This is a genomic window from Leifsonia sp. NPDC056824 (genome assembly GCF_042789575.1).
GTDB lineage: Bacteria > Actinomycetota > Actinomycetes > Actinomycetales > Microbacteriaceae > Leifsonia.
The window spans coordinates 731,699-747,099 of sequence record NZ_JBHUAV010000001.1; the positions used below are offsets into that span (position 1 = coordinate 731,699).

Annotated in this window: 13 protein-coding genes; 8 read left to right on the forward strand and 5 right to left on the reverse strand. The window is 72.8% G+C overall.

What is annotated here, in order from left to right; translation table 11 throughout:
• Positions 1-14 precede the first annotated feature (14 nt).
• The gene (locus ACFRFH_RS03630; RefSeq protein WP_382461649.1) at positions 15-2,060 is read right to left on the reverse strand and encodes a DEAD/DEAH box helicase; all 2,046 of its coding nucleotides are present in this window, start codon (positions 2,058-2,060) and stop codon (positions 15-17) included.
• A gap of 275 nt (positions 2,061-2,335) precedes the next feature.
• Between ACFRFH_RS03630 and ACFRFH_RS03635 the strand changes: the two genes are divergently transcribed.
• The 3 genes from ACFRFH_RS03635 to ACFRFH_RS03645 are packed head-to-tail and all read left to right on the forward strand — an operon-like array spanning position 2,336 to position 4,825.
• Positions 2,336-3,862 carry a phytoene desaturase family protein gene (locus ACFRFH_RS03635; RefSeq protein WP_382461650.1) on the forward strand — a complete coding sequence of 509 codons (1,527 nt, stop codon included), beginning with the start codon at positions 2,336-2,338 and terminating at the stop codon, positions 3,860-3,862.
• On the forward strand, positions 3,862-4,320 hold the full coding sequence (locus tag ACFRFH_RS03640; protein WP_382461651.1) for an SRPBCC domain-containing protein: 459 nt from the start codon (positions 3,862-3,864) through the stop codon (positions 4,318-4,320). Before ACFRFH_RS03635 ends, ACFRFH_RS03640 begins: the two co-directional genes overlap by 1 nt.
• A gap of 46 nt (positions 4,321-4,366) precedes the next feature.
• A complete protein-coding gene (locus tag ACFRFH_RS03645) occupies positions 4,367-4,825 on the forward strand; it encodes a GNAT family N-acetyltransferase (RefSeq protein ID WP_382461652.1) in 459 nt (152 codons plus the stop codon).
• Between the two features lie 11 nt (positions 4,826-4,836).
• On the opposite strand, the gene ACFRFH_RS03650 is transcribed toward ACFRFH_RS03645, so the two are convergent.
• On the reverse strand, positions 4,837-5,220 hold the full coding sequence (locus tag ACFRFH_RS03650) for a phage holin family protein (protein ID WP_382461653.1): 384 nt from the start codon (positions 5,218-5,220) through the stop codon (positions 4,837-4,839).
• 167 nt (positions 5,221-5,387) lie between these two features.
• Between ACFRFH_RS03650 and ACFRFH_RS03655 the strand changes: the two genes are divergently transcribed.
• Entirely contained in the window at positions 5,388-6,488 is a 1,101-nt protein-coding gene (locus ACFRFH_RS03655) for a S1C family serine protease (protein WP_382461654.1), read from the forward strand.
• An 89-nt stretch (positions 6,489-6,577) separates the two neighbouring features.
• Here the strand turns inward: ACFRFH_RS03655 and ACFRFH_RS03660 are convergent, their stop codons facing one another.
• On the reverse strand, positions 6,578-7,336 hold the full coding sequence (locus ACFRFH_RS03660; protein WP_382461655.1) for an IclR family transcriptional regulator: 759 nt from the start codon (positions 7,334-7,336) through the stop codon (positions 6,578-6,580).
• 102 nt (positions 7,337-7,438) lie between these two features.
• Here ACFRFH_RS03660 and hutH point away from each other — a divergent pair, with 102 nt between their 5' ends.
• The 4 genes from hutH to ACFRFH_RS03680 all read left to right on the forward strand — a co-directional run bounded on the left by hutH (position 7,439) and on the right by ACFRFH_RS03680 (position 13,096).
• The gene (gene hutH, locus ACFRFH_RS03665; protein ID WP_382461656.1) at positions 7,439-9,034 is read left to right on the forward strand and encodes a histidine ammonia-lyase; all 1,596 of its coding nucleotides are present in this window, start codon (positions 7,439-7,441) and stop codon (positions 9,032-9,034) included.
• Positions 9,035-9,131: 97 nt separating this feature from the next.
• Positions 9,132-10,814 (forward strand): urocanate hydratase, encoded by a 1,683-nt coding sequence (locus ACFRFH_RS03670; protein ID WP_382462721.1) that lies wholly within the window; start codon positions 9,132-9,134, stop codon positions 10,812-10,814.
• A complete protein-coding gene (gene hutI, locus ACFRFH_RS03675; protein ID WP_382461657.1) occupies positions 10,814-11,974 on the forward strand; it encodes an imidazolonepropionase in 1,161 nt (386 codons plus the stop codon). Before ACFRFH_RS03670 ends, hutI begins: the two co-directional genes overlap by 1 nt.
• A 231-nt stretch (positions 11,975-12,205) precedes the next feature.
• Positions 12,206-13,096: a hypothetical protein gene (locus ACFRFH_RS03680; RefSeq protein ID WP_382461658.1), complete on the forward strand. Its 891-nt coding sequence runs from the start codon at positions 12,206-12,208 to the stop codon at positions 13,094-13,096.
• A 10-nt stretch (positions 13,097-13,106) separates the two neighbouring features.
• Here ACFRFH_RS03680 and ACFRFH_RS03685 read toward each other — a convergent pair whose 3' ends face one another.
• Both ACFRFH_RS03685 and ACFRFH_RS03690 read right to left on the reverse strand, forming a co-directional pair.
• Entirely contained in the window at positions 13,107-14,003 is an 897-nt protein-coding gene (locus tag ACFRFH_RS03685; RefSeq protein WP_382461659.1) for an arginase family protein, read from the reverse strand.
• A 135-nt stretch (positions 14,004-14,138) separates the two neighbouring features.
• The gene (locus tag ACFRFH_RS03690; RefSeq protein ID WP_382462722.1) at positions 14,139-15,284 is read right to left on the reverse strand and encodes an IS30 family transposase; all 1,146 of its coding nucleotides are present in this window, start codon (positions 15,282-15,284) and stop codon (positions 14,139-14,141) included.
• Positions 15,285-15,401: the final 117 nt, after the last annotated feature.

The following is a 15,401-nucleotide window of genomic DNA, read 5'->3' on the forward strand; positions in this document are numbered from 1 at the left end:
GCACCCGGGGGTGGTTACACCTGCGAGAGGGTGAGGACCACGTCGTCGCCGGGGGCGGCCGGCACGAAGTCGGCCTCGATCTCGGCGCGCTCCAGGAGCTCGTTCATGCGGCGCTGGCGCTGGCGCGGGATGAGCGTGACGACCGTGCCCTGCTTGCCGGCGCGGCCGGTGCGGCCGGAACGGTGCAGGTAGGTCTTGTACTCGTCCGGGGCGTCGGCCTGGATGACCAGGTCGATGTCGTCGACGTGGATGCCGCGGGCGGCGACGTCGGTCGCGACCAGCACGTTGACCCGGCCGCTGGTGAGCTGGTGCAGGTTGCGCGTGCGGCGCGACTGGTTCAGGTCGCCGTGCAGGCTGACGGCGGGGATGCCGGCGTCGTCCAGCTGGTCGGCCAGCATCTCCGCGAACGCACGCGTGCGGGAGAAGATCAGCGTCTTGCCGTCGCGGTCGGCGAGCTGCTCGATGATGGCGGCCTTGTCGCGGTGCTCAATGACCAGCACACGGTGGTCGATGGTCGAGGACGCCTGGTCCTCGCCCGCCACCTCGTGCACGGACGGCTCGACCAGGAACTCCTTCACGAGCTGCGCGACACCGCTGTCGAGGGTCGCCGAGAAGAGCAGCTTCTGGCCGCCCTCGGAGGTGCGGCGCAGGATGCGCTGCACCGGCTCCAGGAAGCCGAGGTCGCACATGTGGTCGGCCTCGTCCAGGACGCTGATGACGACCTCGCTGAGGTCGAGACGGCCCTGCTCCACGAGGTCCTCGATGCGGCCGGGGGTGCCGATCACGATGTCGACGCCGCGCTGGAGGGCGCCGACCTGGCGGCCCTGCGGGACGCCGCCGTAGATCTGCGTGGTGAAGAGGCCGACGCTGCGCGCGATGGGCTGCACGGTGCGGTCGATCTGGAGCGCGAGCTCGCGGGTCGGGGCGAGGATGAGCGCGCGCGGGGCGCGGCCGAGCTGGCGCTTGCCGCCGGACTTGCCGGACTCGGCCCAGAGCTGCATGAGGCGCTCGACCAGCGGGGCGCCGAACGCGATCGTCTTGCCGGAACCGGTGCGACCGCGGCCCAGCACGTCCTTGCCCGCGAGGACGTCGGGGGTGGTGGCGGCCTGGATGGGGAACGGCTTCTCGGCGCCGAGCTCGGCCAGGGCGCGGACGACGTTGCCGCCGAGGCCCAGGTCGGCGAAGGTCACGCCCTCGACGTCCTCGGCCTGGATGGCGTCGGCCTCCAGACGTGCGAGCACGACGTCGTCCTGCGGGGCGAAGGCCTGCTTCTCGTCGCGCGACGGGTAGAAGGAGGAGTCGCGGCGCGGAGCGCGGTCGTCGCGGTCGAAGCTGCGACGCGGGCGGTCGTCCTGGTCGCGACGGGGGGCGCGGTCGTCGCGGTCGAAGGTGCGACGCGGACGGTCGTCCTGGTCGCGGCGCGGGGCGCGGTCGTCGCGGTCGAAGGTGCGACGCGGACGGTCGTCCTGGTCACGACGCGGGGCGCGGTCCTGACGGTCGAAGTCACGGCGCGGACGGTCGCCGGAGTCGCGACGGGGGGCGCGGTCGTCACGGTCGAAGCTGCGACGCGGGCGGTCGCCGGAGTCGCGACGCGGGGCGCGGTCGTCACGGTCGAAGCTGCGACGCGGACGGTCATCCTGGTCACGACGCGGAGCGCGGTCGTCACGGTCGAAGCTGCGACGCGGACGGTCATCCTGGTCACGGCGCGGAGCACGGTCGTCACGGTCGAAGGTGCGGCGCGGACGGTCGTCCTCGCGCCGGCCTGCGTTGGAGCGGCTGTCCCACTCGCGCTCGGTGCGGCGGGCGTCCTTGCCGCGCGGCTCCCAGTTCGGGCGCTCGCCACGGCCGGTGCGCTCGGCGCCGCGTGCATCGCCACGGGCGTCGCCGCGGCTGCCGTAGGTGTCGCGGCCGCGGGCGGCGCGGTCCTCGGCGGTCCAGCGGTTCTTCGCGCCGGGGGCCTCTTCGCGGTAGCCGCGGTGCTTCGGGCTGCGCGAGCCTGCGCCCTTCGGCGCGCCGGGCTGCGACGGTCGTCGGTCGTTGTTCTTGTTGTACGGGGGCATGCGTGTTCTTCCTGGGTTTTTCTCTGAAATGCGCGGCGGCGCGCTGAAGCGCACCGGAGAATCCCCGGCAGACATCGCCTGGGGCCGTTCACATCGTGATGAATCCGCGACACCGTCTGGTGGCGGAACCGGCCCGCTTGACTTACAAACCCATCCGCGCGACAAAAGGCGCGGTGTCAAGAGCCGACCTGCCAACGATACAGGATCGCGCCTGAGAAGACGCTGCCGATCCGCAACCCCCTCCCGGGCCGCGGCGGCCGGGGTATACATGGGGCATGTCCTCCGTCGACGCGATCGTCATCGGGTCCGGCCCCAACGGGCTCGCGGCCGCCGTCACCCTCGCCCGCGCGGGGCTGAGCGTCCACGTCTACGAGCGCAACGCGACGCCGGGCGGCGGGATGCGGACGGAGGAGGTCACCCTCCCCGGCTTCCGGCACGACATCTGCTCCGCGGTGCACCCGCTCGCGTTCGCGTCGGGCTTCTTCCGCCGGTTCGGGCTGGCGGACCGCGTGCCGTTCCTCACCCCGTCGGCCTCCTACGGGCATCCGCTGCCCGGCGGGGAGGTCGCCGTCGCCTACCGCGACCTGGAACGCACCGCCGACGCGCTCGGCCCCGACGGCCCCGCCTGGCGCGCCCTCCTCGGCCCGCTCGCGCGCAACGCGGACGCGGTCGCGCAGTTCACCGGATCGTCGCTGCTGCAGCTGCCGCGAAACCCGGTCGTCGCCGCGCGCTTCGGGCTCGCCACCCTGTCGCAGGGCGGCCCGTGGTGGGATCTGCCCTTCCGCACCGAGAAGCCGGGCGCCCTCCTCACCGGCGTGATCGCGCACGCGACGCTGCCGCTGCCGAGTCTCGCCGCCGCGGGCGCCGGCCTCGCCCTCGCGACGTACGCGCACGCGCGCGGCTGGCCCATCCCGGTGGGCGGCTCGCAGTCGATCGCCGACGCGCTGGTCGACGACCTCCGGGCGCATGGCGGCGAGGTGGTCACCGGCGCCGACATCCAGTCGCTCGGCGACCTCCCCGACGCACGCGCGATCCTCTTCGACACCCACGTCGCCATCGCCGCGCGGCTCGGCGAAGACCTGCTGCCCGCCGACTACCTCCGTCGCGTCGCCGGCTTCCGCGACGGCAACGGCGTCTTCAAGATCGACTTCGCGCTGTCCGGCCCGGTGCCGTGGAAAAACCCCGAACTGCTGGAGACCGCGACCGTCCACCTCGGCGGCGAGCGCGCCGCCATCGCCCGCTCCGAGCGCACCGTCGCGGCCGGGCGCGAGAGCGACGACCCGTACGTGCTCGTCTCGCAGCCCACCCTGTTCGACCCGTCGCGCGCGCCGGCCGGCAAGCACGTCCTCTGGGCGTATACGCACGTCCCGCGCGGCTCCACCTCGGATCGCAGCGAGGCGGTCATCGCGCAGATCGAGCGGTTCGCGCCCGGCTTCCGCGACCTGATCCTCGCGAAGACCACCCGCACCGCGCACGAGCTGGAGGGCTACAACCCCAGCTTCATCGGCGGCGACATCTCCTCCGGGATGCCCGACCTCTCCCAGCTCGTCATGCGGCCCGTGCTGTCGACCGACCCCTGGCGGATGCCGGGCCGCGGGCTGTACCTCGCGTCCTCGTCCGCGGTGCCGGGGCCGGGGGTGCACGGACTGGCCGGCTACTACGCCGCTCGAAGCGCGCTTCGGCACGAGTTCGGGGTGACCAGGATGCCGTCGTTGGCCCCGGAGTCGCGTGCGGAACGGCCGAGCGCGCCCGCGAGCGGCTTCAACCAGACCACCGGCTTCATCGAAGAGGAGATCGCCTGATGTCCGTCAACGTCCGCCGTTTCGCCTGCACGCCCGAGGAGGTCTTCACCGCCCTCGCCGACCCCTGGGTCTTCCCGACCTGGGTGGTCGGCGCGTCCCGCCTGCGCGGCGCGGACGGCAGCTTCCCGTCGCCCGGCTCCCGACTGCACCACTCCATCGGCGTGTGGCCGTTCGTGCTCAACGACGAGACGACCGTGGAGGAGTGGGACCCGCCCAAGCGGTTCGTGCTGGAGGCGAAGACGCGCCCGGTCGGGACGGAGCGCGTGCTCATCGAAGTGGTGCCGCGCGGCAAGGGCTGCCTGGTGCGGATGGAGGAGCATGCGATCACGGGGATCGCCGCTCGCATCCCGACCCTCATCGCCGACCCCATCCTGTGGGTCCGCAACCGCGAGGCGCTCCGGCGGCTCGAGTGGGTGGCGCGCGGGATCAGCCGGCAGAAGGCGCGCTCCGGGAGCTGAGCACGGCCGAAACGTGCGTGAAACAGCGTCCGGCTAGCATCGGCGCATGACCACCAGCGTGACCGCCGAGCCCGCCCGCTCCCCCGGCGTCGCCGAGCTGCTGCGCCTGAGCGACGAGTTCACCTTCGCGCTCTACCCCGCCGAGAGCTGCTACCTGCTCGACGTGTCCGAGCTGGAGCGGCCCGGCGTGACCGTGTTCGTCGGCCGCGACGAGGACGGCGGCGCGCTCGGGATGGCGGCACTCGTGCAGAAGGGCGACGGCAGCGCCGAGCTCAAGCGGATGTTCGTCCACCCGGACGCGCGCGGTCGCGGCCTGGCCGCCGGGCTCCTCGGCGCGGTGGAGGCCGAGGCCGCCCGCGCCGGCGTCGCGACCCTGCGGCTCGAGACCGGCCCCCTGCAGCAGGCGGCGATCGCCCTGTACGAGAGCCGCGGCTACGCGCGCATCCCGAACTTCGGCGACTACGTGGGCGACCCGCACTCGGTCTGCTACGCGAAGACCCTCTGACGCCGCCGGCCTCAGCGGCGCTCCGCCACCTTCTTCTTGAGGAAGACCAGCGGCAGCAGCCAGCCGCCGAGCGCCGTGATGACCCAGACGACGAGCGCGGCGAGGATCCAGGTCACGAAGTCGTCCACCCGGATGCCGCCCGGCAGCAGCGAGGCGACCCGCAGCGCGATGAGCGTCGACACGAGCCCGATCCCGCCGAGCAGCGCGGACGCGTACTTCCGGGCGAGATTGAAGATGAAAGGCGCCAGGATGCTCTGCGCCACCGCGAACACGAGCACAGCGACGAGGAGGCCCTCCCAGTCGAGGTGGAAGCCGGGAAGCACCCACGAGGCCACCAGCAGGCCGAGCGCCGCGGTGACCACGAAGATCGCCGCGCGGATCAGGAATCTCACCATGCCCGAAGGGTAGCGGCCTCCCGAGCGGGCGAGAACACCTCTTCTCGCGGACGCATCGTGCCGGGCGAGAACACCTCTTCTCGCGGACGCATCGTGCCGGGCGAAAACACCCCTTCTCGTGGCCGCATCGGGCCGCTAGCCTGGCGCCACCGTCCAGGAGGGGCACCGTGACCGAGCAGCAGACCACCCCCGAGCCGAAGCCCACCGGCCGGCCGACGTCCACCCTGCGCGGCTGGACGATCGCACTCCTCGTCGTCGGCGCCGCGCTCGTCCTCATCGCGGGCGGGACGATCGCCGGAGCCTTCGCGTTCGCCGCGATCTCGGCCGGCCGCAGCGGCACCTGCGACGCCGCCCAGGTCGCGGACGACGTGCTCCCGAGCGTGGTCACCATCAGCGTCACGGGCGCGCGCGGGTCGAGCAACGGCAGCGGCGAGATCATCACGGAGGACGGCTACATCCTCACGAACAACCACGTCATCTCGGATGCGGCGTCCGGCGCGAAGCTCGCGGTGCGGTTCAGCGACGGCCACCAGCTGCCCGCCGAGCTCACCGGCCGCGACCCGAAGACCGACCTGGCCGTCATCAAGGTGAAGGACGACGAGCCGCTGCCGGTCATCGCGATGGGCGACTCCGGATCGCTCGTGGTCGGCCGGCCCGTAGTCGCGCTCGGCGCCCCGCTCGGCCTCTCCTCGACCGTGACGGCCGGCATCGTCAGCGCGCTGGGGCGGACCGTCCCGGTGCCGAGCGACGACGACAGGAACGCCATCCTGGCCGGCGCCATCCAGACCGACGCGTCGATCAACCCGGGCAACTCGGGAGGCGCGCTCGTCGACTGCGACGGCCGCCTCGTCGGCATCCCCACGGCGATCGCGACGGTGCCGGGCTCGAACGGCCAGGCGAGCACCGGCAGCGTGGGGATCGGGTTCGCCGTTCCGGAGTCGCTCGCCCTGCCGATCGCGCACGAACTGATCGCGCACGGCGAGGTCACGCATCCGGACGCGGGACTTACCGTGGTGCCGATCCCGCCGGCGGCTGCGGCGGCGTTCGGGGTGGACGGCGGGCTGTTCGTGCAGTCGGTCGTCTCGGGCGGCCCCGCGCAGCAGGCCGGCCTCCGGGTCGGGGACGTGGTCACCGCCGTGAACGGCAACCCTGCGACCGACATCGACGTGCTGACCGCGATCCAGGTCACCAGCAAGCCCGGCGACGAGGTGAAGGTCGACTACGTCCGCGACGGCGCCGCGCACACCACCACCGTCACGCTCCAATAGCGCCCGGCCTCCGTCGAGGGGCACGTAAACGCCCCTAAAACCGCGTTTTACGGGCGTTTACGTGCCCCTCGGCAGCTTGTGGAGTGGGGTCAGCTGCCGCGGATGCGGCGGGAGAGCTCGGCGGCAGCGTCGCGGACGCGGGCGGCGAGAGCCTCCCACTCGGCGGGCGGCACGTTGTCGCGCGGGAAGGTGACCGCGATCCCGGCGGCCGGCCAGCCGGCGTGGTCGCGCACCGACACGGCGACGGAGGCGAAGCCGGGCGTCACGTCGCCGTCCTCGGTGGCGTAGCCGCGCTCGCGCGCCTCGGCGACCAGCCGGCGCAGCTCGGCGTACGAGTGCGGGCCGGCGCCGGTGCGGTCCTCGAACGCGTCGGCGTCCGGGTACAGCGCGCGGAGCTGCCCGGCTGGGAGCGAGGCCAGCAGCGCGCGGCCGCTCGCCGTCAGGTGCGCGGGCAGGCGGACGCCGACGTCGGTGACGAGGCGCGGCCTCCGGGGTGCCCGCTCCTCCACGATGTAGACGACATCCCTGCCGTGCAGCACGGCGACATGGCCGGACTCGCCGATCGCGTCCACCAGCGCGGCGACGATGGGCCGGCCGAGCCGGCTGAGCGGCTGCTGGCGGGAGAACCCGCTCGACAGCTCGTAGGCGGCGACGCCGAGCCCGTAGCGCCGCGCCTCGGGGAAGTGCAGGACGAAGCCGTGCTCGGTCAGCACGGTCAGCAGGTGGTAGACGGTCGAGCGCGGGAGGCCGAGGGCGGAGGCGATCCCGGCGGCGGGGACGGGGCCGCGCTGGGTGGCGAGGTAGGCGAGAACGCGCAGGGTGTTCTCGGCTGCAGGGACCTTGCTCATGGACGCTCCTCCCGGTGCTCGACGGCCGCCTGTCTGGTATCCCGGACACCGATGAGCCTAACCCCCGGGCGCGCCGGACGGCCTCCGGCGCATGATCGGAGCATGTCCGCCTTCACCACCGGTTCCACCTCCGCAACCATCTCCCGCGACGACGCCGACCCCGCGCCCGTCGCCGTCGGCGCCCGCCCGCTCACCATCGCCGAGGTCGTCGCGGTGGCCCGCCACGACGCGCCCGTGCGCCTCGACGGCGCCGCGCTCGACGCCGTGGAGGCCTCCCGCGCCATCATCGAAGCGCTCGCCGACGACGTCGAGCCGCACTACGGGATCTCCACCGGCTTCGGCGCGCTGGCGACCACGTTCATCCCCGAGGAACGCCGCGCGCAGCTGCAGGCCTCCCTCGTCCGCTCGCACGCGGCCGGGTCCGGGCCGGAGGTCGAGCGGGAGGTCGTCCGCGCCCTCATGCTGCTGCGCTTGGCGACGCTGATGACCGGCCGCACCGGCGCCCAGCGCCGCACGGTCGAGACGTACGCCGCGCTGCTCAACGCGGGCATCACGCCGCTCGTGCGCGAGTACGGCTCGCTCGGCTGCTCCGGCGACCTCGCGCCGCTGGCGCACTGCGCGCTCGCCGCGATGGGCGAGGGCCAGGTACGCGTCGACGGCCGGCTCGTCGAGGCCTCCGACGCCCTCCCCGCCGCCGGCATCGAGCCGGTGGTGCTCGCCGAGAAGGAGGGCCTCGCGCTCATCAACGGCACCGACGGGATGCTCGGGATGCTCGCCCTCGCGATCCACGACCTCGGCGGCCTGCTCACCACGGCCGACATCACCGCGGCGATGAGCGTGGAGGCGCTGCTCGGCACCGACGCGGTGTTCGCGGCCGACCTCCAGCAGCTGCGTCCCCAGGCCGGCCAGGCGGTCTCCGCCGCGAACCTGCGCGCGCTGCTCGCGGACTCCCCGCTCGTCGCCAGCCACAAGGGCCCGGAGTGCACGCGCGTGCAGGACGCCTACTCGCTGCGCTGCTCGCCGCAGGTGAACGGCGGCGCCCGCGACACCGTCGCCCACGCGACGATGGTCGCCGAGCGCGAGCTGGCCTCCGCGATCGACAATCCGGTGCTCACCCCGGACGGGCGGGTGGAGTCGAACGGCAACTTCCACGGCGCGCCCGTCGCGTACGTGCTCGACTTCCTCGCGATCGTCATCGCGGACGTGGCGAGCATGTCGGAGCGGCGGACCGACCGCTTCCTCGACCCGGCGCGCAACCAGGGGCTGCCGCCGTTCCTCGCGCACGAAGTCGGCGTGGACTCCGGCCTGATGATCGCGCAGTACACGGCGGCCGGGATCGTGTCCGAGCTCAAGCGCCTGGCCGTGCCCGCGTCGGTGGACAGCATCCCGTCGTCCGCGATGCAGGAGGACCACGTCTCGATGGGCTGGGCCGCCGCGCGCAAGCTCCGCCGCGCCATCGACGGCCTGACCCGCGTGCTCGCGATCGAGCTGATGACCGCCTCCCGCGGCGCCGACCTGCGCGCCCCGCTGCGCCAGGGCCCGGCGACCGGCGCGGTCACCGAGGCGCTGCGCGCGACCGTCCCCGGCCCCGGCCCCGACCGCCACCTCTCCCCCGAGATCGAGGCCGCCGTCGCCTTCGTCGCCTCCGGCGCCGCCGTCGCCGCGGCCGCCGCGGCCTCCACCACCCCCCTCCACTGACCCCCCCTCCATCTCTCCCGGAGTTATGTACGCGACACGCCGAGGCGAGGCGTACACAACTCCGGAATTGATGGCTACCGAACGTAAGGAGTACACGATGCAGGGATCGCGACCGGTTAGGGCGCCGCGCGGGACGTCGCTCAGCGCGAAGAGCTGGCAGACCGAGGCGCCGTTGCGCATGCTGATGAACAACCTCGACCCGGAGGTGGCCGAGCGGCCGGACGACCTGGTCGTCTACGGCGGCACCGGCCGCGCCGCGCGGAGCTGGGAGGCGTACGACGCGATCGTCGCCACCCTCCGCGACCTGGAGTCCGACGAGACGCTGCTGGTGCAGTCCGGCAAGCCGGTCGGCGTGTTCCGCACGCACGAGTGGGCGCCGCGCGTGCTCATCGCCAACTCCAACCTGGTCGGCGACTGGGCGACCTGGCCCGAGTTCCGCCGCCTGGAGGCGCTGGGCCTGACCATGTACGGCCAGATGACCGCCGGCTCGTGGATCTACATCGGCTCGCAGGGCATCCTGCAGGGCACCTACGAGACCTTCGCGGCCGTGGGAGACAAGCGGTTCGATGGCTCGCTCGCCGGCACCCTCACCCTCACCGGCGGCTGCGGCGGCATGGGCGGCGCGCAGCCGCTGGCGGTCACCCTCAACGGCGGCGTGGTGCTCATCGTCGACGTGGACCCCACCCGCCTGCAGCGCCGCGTCGACCACGGCTACCTGGACGAGCTCACCGACGACATCGACGACGCCATCGCCCGCGTGCTCGCCGCCAAGGACGAGCGCCGCGCCCTCTCGGTCGGCCTGGTCGGCAACGCCGCCACGGTCTTCCCCGAATTGCTGCGCCGCGGCGTCCCGATCGACATCGTCACCGACCAGACCAGTGCGCACGACCCGCTGAGCTACCTCCCCGAGGGCGTCACGGTCGAGGAGTGGCACGACCGCGCCGCCGCCGACCCCGAAGCGTTCACCATCGCCGCCCGCCTCTCGATGGCGAAGCAGGTGGAGGCCATGGTCGGCTTCCTCGACGCCGGCGCCGAGGTCTTCGACTACGGCAACTCCATCCGCACGGAAGCCGAGCTCGGCGGCTACGACCGCGCGTTCGCGTTCCCCGGCTTCGTTCCCGCCTACATCCGGCCGCAGTTCGAGGAGGGCCGCGGCCCGTTCCGGTGGGCGGCGCTCTCGGGCGACCCGGCGGACATCGCCGCGACCGACCGCGCGATCCTGGAGCTGTTCCCCGACGACGACAAGCTCCGCCGCTGGATCACCCAGGCCGGCGAGAAGGTGCACTTCGAGGGCCTCCCCGCCAGGATCTGCTGGCTCGGCTACAAGGAGCGCCACCTCGCCGGGCTGAAGTTCAACGAGATGGTCGCCTCCGGCGAGCTGTCGGCGCCGATCGTGATCGGCCGCGACCACCTCGACTCCGGCTCGGTGGCCTCCCCGTACCGGGAGACCGAGTCGATGAAGGACGGCTCGGACGCGATCGCCGACTGGCCGCTGCTCAACGCCCTGCTGAACACCGCGTCGGGCGCGACCTGGGTGTCGCTCCACCACGGCGGCGGCGTCGGGATCGGCCGCAGCATCCACGCCGGGCAGGTCGTCGTCGCGGACGGCACCCCGCTCGCGGCGGAGAAGATCGAGCGCGTGCTGACCAACGACCCGGGCACCGGCGTCATGCGGCACGTCGACGCCGGGTACGAGCACGCGGCGGAGGTCGCGCGCGAGCGCGGGCTGCGCATCCCGATGCAGGAGGCCGCCGCGACCGTCTCGGAGCCGGGCGCCTGATGTCGCGCGCGACGCTGCTGACCGGGATCGGCGAACTCGTCACCCTGGACCCCGCCCACCCCGGACCGCTCGGCATCCTCCCCGACGCGGCCCTGCTGGAGGTAGACGGCCGGGTCGAGTGGACCGGGCTCGCGTCCGCGGCGCCGCGCGACGACGCCGACGAGGTCGTGGATGCCGGCGGCGTTGCCGTCATCCCCGGCTTCGTCGACAGCCACACGCACCTCGTCTTCGGCGGCGACCGCTCGGCGGAGTTCGAGGCACGGATGGCCGGACGGCCGTATTCCGCCGGCGGCATACGCAGTACCGTGGCCGCGACCAGGGACGCGACGGACGACGAGTTGCGCCGCCGGCTGGCCGGTTTCGTGCGCGAGCTGCGCTCGCAGGGCACGACGACCTTCGAGATCAAGAGCGGCTACGGCCTGACCGTGGAGGACGAGGCGCGCATCCTGCGGATCGCCCGCGAGGTCACGCAGGAGACCACATTCCTCGGCGCGCATGTGGTACCCGTCGAGTACGCCTCCGACCCCGAGGCGTACGTGGACCTGGTCACGGGCCCGATGCTCGACGCCTGCGCTCCGTTCTCGCGCTGGGTCGACGTGTTCTGCGAGACGGGGGCGTTCACCGTCCCGCAGTCGCGGCGCATCCTGGAGGCCGGCGCCGCGCGCGGCCTCGGCGTGCGCGTCCACGCGAGCCAGCTCGGCCCGGGCGACGGCGTCGCGCTGGCCGTCGAGCTGGACGCGGCGAGCGTCGACCACGGCACCTACCTCACCGACCGCGACGTCTCGCTCCTCGCGGGATCGCGAACGGTCGCGACCCTCCTGCCCGGCGTCGAGTTCTCGACCAGGCACCCGTACCCGGACGCCCGCCGCCTCATCGACGCCGGCGTGCGCGTGGCGCTGGCGAGCGACTGCAACCCCGGCTCGTCGTTCACGTCGTCGATGCCGTTCTGCATCGCGGTCGCGGTGCGCGACATGGGGATGACGGTCGCGGAGGCGCTGCGGGCGGCGACGCTCGGTGGCGCGGAGGCGCTGCGTCGGGAGGACATCGGCCACCTGCGCCCGGGCGCGCGGGCCGACTACGTCGTGCTCGACGCGCCCTCGTACGTGCACCTCGCGTACCGCCCCGGCGTCCCGCTGGTGTCGCGCACGCACGTAGCCTGACGTCCACCATTCGTGCCGAATGTGGTGTTCCGCGGCGCTGGAGCCGCGATTCGGCACGAATGTGCGGAACGGCGATTCGTGCCGAATGTGCGGTTTCGCGGTGCGAATGGCGACATTCGTGCCGAATCGTGACCCGATTCCGTACCTGGCGGGGGTGCCGGTGGTGGCTCGCGCGCTCGTCGCCTGAGCGCGGTGATAGGTTACACTGGAGTTTGACATTCCAGGGGAGCCATGACCGATACCGATACCAGCCGTCCACGCGCGCGCAAGGCCGCGCTGTTCCTGACGATCGGGGTCCTGGCGGCCTCCGCGGTGTTCGGCGCGGTGCTGATCGTCGTCGGGGACCAGGCGAACATCGCCGGCCGCGCCTGGATGACGCTGCTGCTCGTCGGCGCGTTCGCCGGGGCGGTGGCGCTGGACGCGACGGTGTCCAACGGCCCCAACCGCTGGTACCTGCCGGCGTCGACCATCACGAACGCCGTCCTGGTCGCGGTCGGGCTGCTGAAGCTGTGGAACGGCGTCCTCCAGCCCGACGACACCGCCGACGCCCTGGTCTGGGCGGTGCAGTTCTGGCGCTTCGTGGGGGTGGTGGCGCTCGCCCGCCTGGCGTTGCTGCTGACGCAAGTGTACGGGCTGCGCTTCGTGACGCGGGCCACCTCCCGCGTGGCGTCGATCGGCGGAGTCGTCACACTCGCACTCGCCTGGGCGACGGCGGTGGTGCTCGCCCTCCCGGCGATCCTCCCGGCGGCGGTCTGGCCGGACTGGTGGTGGCGGCTGGCGTCGGCGACCACCCTCGTCGCGGCGGTCGCGGCGGTCATCCCGCTGATCGTGCGGGCGTTCGACGCGAAGCCGGCGCCTCGCGGCGACCAGTCGGGTCCGGAGTTGCGGCCGTATCCGCCGTACGCGTTCCCCGAGCCGAGGGCCCACGCGCACCCCCAATCACCGCAGCCCCACGTTCACCACCAGTATCCGCAGCAGCTGGGCGCAACGCCCCTGCCACCGCAGCCAGGCACCGCTCCACCGCCTCCGCCAGGCACAGCCCCGCAGGCTCAGCCGGCCGTCGCCCCCGCCGCGACGAACCCGGCTCCGCCGGCGGCCTCCGGCTTCACGCCGCCGCAGTAGCCGCACAGACTCAGCGCGACGCGAGCCCCGCCGCCGCCTCCAGCACCAGCAGTGCCGCGAGACGCACCGTGCGCTGGTCGGGCGCGTCCGCGGTGGCGTCGACCTCCGCGATGTCGATCGAGCGGACGCGGGAGTCCGCGCCCGCGAGCCGCGCGAACCTCCGCAGCTCCCACGCCGCGAGGCCGCCCGGCACCGAGGCGGGGCAGCCGGGGGCGACGGATCGGTCGCACACGTCCACGTCCAGGTCCACATGAACGGGCCCGCCGGCCGCGCCCGCGACCTCCAGCGCTTCGGCCATCACGTCGTCGATCGGGCGGCGGTGGAGGTCGTCGCGCGGGATGACGGTGATGCCGTACTCCTGCGCCCGCAACGCGTACGCGGCCGAGTTGGCGAAGTCGGCGATGCCGATCTGGACGATCCGGCGGCCGTCGAGTCCGGCCTCCACGAGGCGGCGCACCGGCGAGCCGTTGGAGATGCCGTCACGGAGGTCGTGGTGGGCGTCGAGCGTCACGAGTCCGGCCGTCGACACGTCTTCGCCCCAGGCGCCGAGCGCGGCCGGGACGGTGAGGGAGTTGTCGCCGCCGACCGCGACGGTCAGGCGCGAGCGCGAGACGGCCGCCCGCACGGCGTCGATCGCCCGGCGCTCCCCTTCGGGGCCGTCGGGCTCCGCCACGTCGCCGGCGTCGGCGAACCGCAGCGCCTCGACCGCCAGCTCCGCAGCGTGCAGCGAGTACCGCCGCAGCGCCTCCCGCACGGCGCCCGGCGTCGCGTGCGCGCCCGTCGGGGACAGCGACGTGCGCCAGGTCGGGAGGCCGATCAGTGCCAGATCGACCGGCCCATCCGGGAGCTCGGCGAGCGAGGGCCAGGACCCGGCGCGGGGCCAGAGGGGATCGACGGAGAGGCTCATACCGCGACGGTAGCAACGCCCGTCCGCGCCGGCGCGCGCCACCCCGCCTCCGTTGTCTGGTATCCCGGACGCGCGCCCTCACCGCCGCGTCGAGGGGCACGTAAACGCCCCTAAAAGTCCGGCGGATTCAGTCGGTCATTGCAACAGGACGGATTCGATGATCTCACTGGGTTTGGCGAAGTCGAGTCGTTTGCGGGGGCGGTCGTTCATTTCCCACTCGACGTAGGCGAGGTCTTCTGGGCTGAACACGGAGAGGTCGGTGCCTTTGGGGAAGTACTGGCGCAGCAGCCCGTTGGTGTTCTCGTTCGTGGGTCGTTGCCAGGGTGAGTGCGGGTCGCAGAAGTAGATGTCGATGTCGGCGTCGATCGCGATCTGTTTGTGCTGGGCGAGTTCTTTGCCTTGGTCCCAGGTCAGGGTGCGGCGCAGCAGGTCGGGCAGGTCGGCCAGGCGGGTGGTGAGGGCGTCGGTGACGGCCTCGACACGGTTTGTCCCGGTGGGCAGGTGCAGCAGCAGCAGGTAACCGGAGTGGCGTTCCACGACGGTGCCGATGGCGGACTTGCCGTCTTTGCCGATGATCAGGTCGCCTTCCCAATGGCCGGGGATGGCCCGGTCGGCGGCTTCGGCCGGCCGCTCGGCGATCAACACCATGTCCTTGATCCGGCCCCGACGCTGCCCCGCCTGCCGGGCCGGTTTGCGCAGGCTCCGGCCGGTGCGCAGCACCGTCTCCAGCTCCCGTTTCAACCCGCCGCGGGCCAGCAGATAGACCGCCTGATAGATCGTCTCGTGCGACACCTGCATCTCCGCATCGTTGGGGAACTCCCGCCGCAACCGTCCGGTGATCTGCTCCGGCGACCGCTTCAACGCCAACTGGCCCTGAACGAAGCGACGCAAACGAGTGTTCACCACCAGTTTCGCCGGTTTCGGCCGCCGCGCCCGGTTGAACGCCCGCGCCTGCGCCGCCGTCGCCCGATACCGCCCCGACTCGTTCGTGTTCCGCGTCAACTCCCGCGAGATCGTCGACGGCGCCCGCCCCAACCGGGCCGCGATCTGCCGCACCGGAAGCCGCTGCGCTTTCAGCACCATGATCAGCTGCCGCTCCTCGAACGACAACGACCGCCCAGCCAGATCCCGACCCCACCGCGGCCGAACCCCACCATGCTCACGGAAATGCGTCTTGATCGCCGTCACCGACCACCCAGTACGCGCCGCGATCTCCGCCAGCATCAACCCCTGCTCACGCAAATCCCACAACTCATGAACCGCAGGCCCAACCACCCGCATCGAAAACCGTTCAACCACCACAACATCCACCCTTCAACACCAGATGTTGCGATCACCGCTAGAACCCGCGTCCGTTTTAAGGGCGTTTACGTGCCCCTCGGCGGCATGGTGGTGGTG